The organism is Pseudomonadota bacterium (assembly GCA_038533575.1).
Lineage (GTDB): Bacteria > Pseudomonadota > Alphaproteobacteria > Rhodobacterales > Rhodobacteraceae > Shimia_B.
In genome coordinates this window covers 1-509 of sequence record JBCAYL010000061.1, presented here as the reverse complement: position 1 = coordinate 509, position 509 = coordinate 1, and the positions used below count along the sequence as shown (strand labels likewise).

The following is a 509-nucleotide window of genomic DNA, read 5'->3' as shown; positions in this document are numbered from 1 at the left end:
GCAAGGCGCTCCAAGCCGGCACCAGCCACTTCCTCGGGCAGAACTTCGCCAAGGCGTTCGACTGCACCTTCCAGAACAAGGACAACGAACTCGAACACGTCTGGGCGACCTCGTGGGGCGTCTCGACGCGGCTCATCGGCGCGCTCATCATGACGCACTCCGACGACCAGGGCCTCGTCCTCCCGCCGCGCCTCGCGCCGACGCAGGTCGTGATCGTGCCGATCTACCGCAAGGACGGCGAGAAGGAGGTCGTGATGGAGGCCGTCGCTGAGATCGAGCGCGAACTGCGCGTGGCGGGCGTGCGCGTCAAGACCGACGCCCGCGAGGCCTACCGCCCCGGCTGGAAGTTCAACGAGTACGAGGTGCAGGGCGTCCCGCTCCGCCTCGCGGTCGGCCCGCGCGACGTGAAGAACGGGGTCGTCGAGCTCGCCCGCCGCGACGAGCCCGGCAAGGAGAGCATCCCCCGCGACCAACTCGCCGACGTGGTCACGGACACGCTCTCGCAGATC

1 protein-coding gene is annotated in these 509 nt (G+C 69.2%); it reads left to right on the top strand.

The window, feature by feature from the left end:
* Positions 1 to 509 (top strand): His/Gly/Thr/Pro-type tRNA ligase C-terminal domain-containing protein (locus AAFM92_17005; protein MEL7302055.1); only part of this gene is annotated, 509 nt, incomplete at both ends.